Origin of the sequence: Falsihalocynthiibacter sp. BN13B15 (assembly GCF_041205415.1) — a bacterium.
Taxonomy (GTDB): domain Bacteria; phylum Pseudomonadota; class Alphaproteobacteria; order Rhodobacterales; family Rhodobacteraceae; genus Falsihalocynthiibacter; species Falsihalocynthiibacter arcticus.
This window is the reverse complement of the sequence record NZ_JBGFCE010000045.1, coordinates 1-3,172: the sequence shown is the minus strand read 5'-3', so window position 1 is coordinate 3,172 and position 3,172 is coordinate 1. Positions and strand designations below refer to the sequence as shown.

The 3,172-nt window shown below is 51.4% G+C and carries 4 protein-coding genes; 2 read left to right on the top strand and 2 right to left on the bottom strand.

Features of this window, described 5'->3' with window-relative positions:
• Positions 1–106 precede the first annotated feature (106 nt).
• On the top strand, positions 107–559 hold the full coding sequence (locus tag AB9F26_RS22020; RefSeq protein WP_369757913.1) for a GNAT family N-acetyltransferase: 453 nt from the start codon (positions 107–109) through the stop codon (positions 557–559).
• Between the two features lie 199 nt (positions 560–758).
• Here AB9F26_RS22020 and AB9F26_RS22015 read toward each other — a convergent pair whose 3' ends face one another.
• On the bottom strand, positions 759–1,418 hold the full coding sequence (locus AB9F26_RS22015) for a trimeric intracellular cation channel family protein (RefSeq protein WP_369756109.1): 660 nt from the start codon (positions 1,416–1,418) through the stop codon (positions 759–761).
• 181 nt (positions 1,419–1,599) lie between these two features.
• The gene (locus AB9F26_RS22010) at positions 1,600–2,097 is read right to left on the bottom strand and encodes a lactoylglutathione lyase family protein (protein WP_369769098.1); all 498 of its coding nucleotides are present in this window, start codon (positions 2,095–2,097) and stop codon (positions 1,600–1,602) included.
• Between the two features lie 98 nt (positions 2,098–2,195).
• On the opposite strand from AB9F26_RS22010, the gene AB9F26_RS22005 reads away from it, so the two are divergent.
• On the top strand, positions 2,196–3,086 hold the full coding sequence (locus AB9F26_RS22005) for a LysR family transcriptional regulator (protein ID WP_369769097.1): 891 nt from the start codon (positions 2,196–2,198) through the stop codon (positions 3,084–3,086).
• Positions 3,087–3,172: the final 86 nt, after the last annotated feature.

Below are 3,172 nucleotides of genomic sequence, written 5' to 3'. Positions count from 1 at the left end.
CCCATTTTACCTATCTTCTGCGATGCGGCCAAGGTCCGCTTCAATGACTTTGAGTTCCGCGCTATGATCAGAGGTACATGAAACAAGCCTGAAGGAAGGAAATGATTTGAGAATTCAAAATCCAGTAATTCGCCCCGCACAAGCGACGGATGCTAGTGCGTTGGCAGCCTGCATTGACGCGGCATATGCCCAGTACGCGGAGCGCATCTCTGATATGCCATCGGTTTCCGACGGGTGTGCGGACGACATTGCCAACAATCAGGTCTGGGTCGCCGTGCAAGGCGAGGAGGTTATTGCCGGTCTCGTTCTTGTTACCGGTGATGGATTCATGAAACTCGCGAACTTGGCGGTTCACCCCGATCATGGCGGGAAGGGCTTAGGACGCAAACTGATCGAGCTTTCAGAATGTGAGGCCAAGCGGCAAGGATTTAGTGAAATGCGTCTGAACACCCACGTCGATATGCCTGAGAATGTTCGCCTCTATCAGCACTTGGGATGGACTGAGATGGCCCGAAGCGGCAACACCGTCTCCATGAATAAGCGACTGGCGAATGACTGACGAGGCTACCGTACGGTCGGTCTGCTCTTTGCGTCCCAGCTCCGGAGTATGAGTATGCCGCCACAATCTACCTTGGTGTGCTTAGCGTTTCGTTTGGTGCGGTTTCAAATTGAGGTTGTGCGAAAAGCGGGCGTTGGACCAATTTGCAGCGAGGGGTAGCTCTCCGCCCTTTTTGTCGAATGCAGCATTAACAATAAGATTAATCAGGGTTGTTGCGGTTGGCGGCATCAAGGCTGACCTCAGGGTCGCGCCCTGGACGTGAGCGATATACTGGCATACTCCAACCATAAGCCAGCGCACCGCTGCGTGTTAGGAACGCCAAAATAAATCCTAGGCCGGCCGCCACAAATTGATCAACTCCGGCCCCTAGAATACCGACATAAGTCAAACCGCCAACCATCGCCGCAAGGAGATAGATATCTTTGCGCATCAAAACCGAAGGTTCGCTAGCCAAAATATCTCGAAACACACCGCCAAGCCCTCCTGTGAGTACCCCCATCACGACCGCTATCACTGGCGATCCGGTGACAAGCAACCCTTTATAGGCGCCAAACACGGCATAGGCAGCCAGCGCGGCCGCATCGAGCCATAACAACCAAAGGTAGCGCGACTCCAGAAAGTGCGCGATGAAAAACGTTACAACTGCTGCCACTGTGCAGACCAGAATGAACAGCGGTTGTTCAACCCAAAACACCGGCACTCCAAGTATGAGATCGCGAACGGTTCCACCACCTGTGCCAGTAACCATCGCCAAGAATATGAAGCCGATGATATCCAACTGTTTGCGTGACGCCACCAGTGCTCCCGTCACTGCGAAAAGTGTGACGCCTATAAAATCTAGGAAAATAACAATGCTCATCCAAGCCTCATGTCTTGACGATTAAGTTCGTCGCTGGTGGACACACTAGAAGCTCCCCCCGCTCTCATCAATCGTGGTTTGACAGATTCGGTTAAGTTGCCGTCGGAAATGATTGCAGCGAAGGTCCGGAACGAGGCCAAAGTGCCGACACTCACTTGCAACGTGAATGTCGGCGTCTGGCTTAGGAGTATGCACCGTTAGAGTATGTCAGTTCATAGCTGTGACTGTAGAGTTCAAAGACGATCCCAAAAGGGTCTTCGACGTAGACCATGCGATATGGTTTCTCGTCGGGAAAATATTCGCGCACTGGCATGCGTTGTTTGCCACCGGCCGCAACAATCTTTGCCAGTAGATCTTCAAGGTTTGGATCCTGAATGGCAAAATGAAACATGCCGTGTTGTCTGAAGTTAAGGTTATCTTCTGGTGCCTTGTGTCCTTCAAATTCGAACAGCTCAAACCCGATGCGATCAGCCGTCGCTAAGTGCGCGATGCGCATGCGCCCCCAACCTTTGCCAAAAACGTCCGAGCACATCTGGCCAATGTCGCTATCGTCTTCGATAATGACTGTAGGTTCCATGATGACATAGAAGCCAAGAACGTCGCCGTAGAATTTGATAGCCTTGTCTAAATCCGGAACAGATAGACCGATATGAGAGAATGAACGTGGTGTCGGTTGCATGGTGTTTCCTTTCAAGAGTGTTGAAAGAGATTTAGATGGACTGTGCTCGCATTAAAAATTATCATTTTGTATGATTTTCATAATTTTTTGAGGCAGTCATGCTGAATGCCACGTGGTTGGATACCTTTACAACGCTGTGCGACGTCGGACATTTTACGCGGACGGCGGAGCTGTTGGGGATGACACAACCTGGTGTTTCGCAGCATCTGCACAAACTGGCGTCCCAAGTCGGCAAACCGCTGATATCAAAGGATGGTAAGTCCTTTACGCTCACCCCTGCTGGTGAAGCCGTGCTGGCCATCGGCCTTGCGCGACGTCAGCAAGAGCGCGAATTGCAAGACACCATTCAAACTGATGATCCAGACGTTGGCGACATCAGCATCGGGTGTTCCGGCAGCTTTGCCATGTGGCTCTATCCGCATATTCTTGATCGGATGCAGCACGCGCCAGAGCTTGTGATCAGTGTTACGGCTGCTCCACATATGAGCATTGTGACATCCGTTCTGAATGGAGAGTTTGATCTGGGGGTCGTCGCGGAACCCATCAGCCACCCCCGACTGGACGCACATGAATTGGCCCGAGAAGAGTTGTGTTTGGTGGTTCCGCGACCCTTTTCTGGGCGAAAAATTGATCTTAATCAGTTAAACGAGCTTGGTTTTGTCGCGCACCCAGACGGGTATGCATATGCGGATGATCTTTTTTCGCTGAACTTCCCCAAGGACTACAAAGGCTCTGATCGCTTAAGAGTCAGGACTTTCGTCAACCAGATCGGCCAAATCCCAATTCCCGTTGCGCAGGGGCTAGGGTACACAATATTGCCAAAATCCGGCGTGGATGCCTTTGCTGAAAATCAGGAGTTGGCGATCATTCAACTTCCGAAACAACGGTACCATGATCTGTGGGTAATTTCCCGTAAGGGACGGAGCGACATCGCGCGTGTCGCGGCTTTGAGCGACTTCATTAGCCGTACGGCAACGGCTTTGAGATAACGTTACACAGGGGTAACAAACAAAATGGGTATTGGCCGGAACAGATAGGTGACGTTCAGATGAGTATATTGAACGGTAGCTTCGTC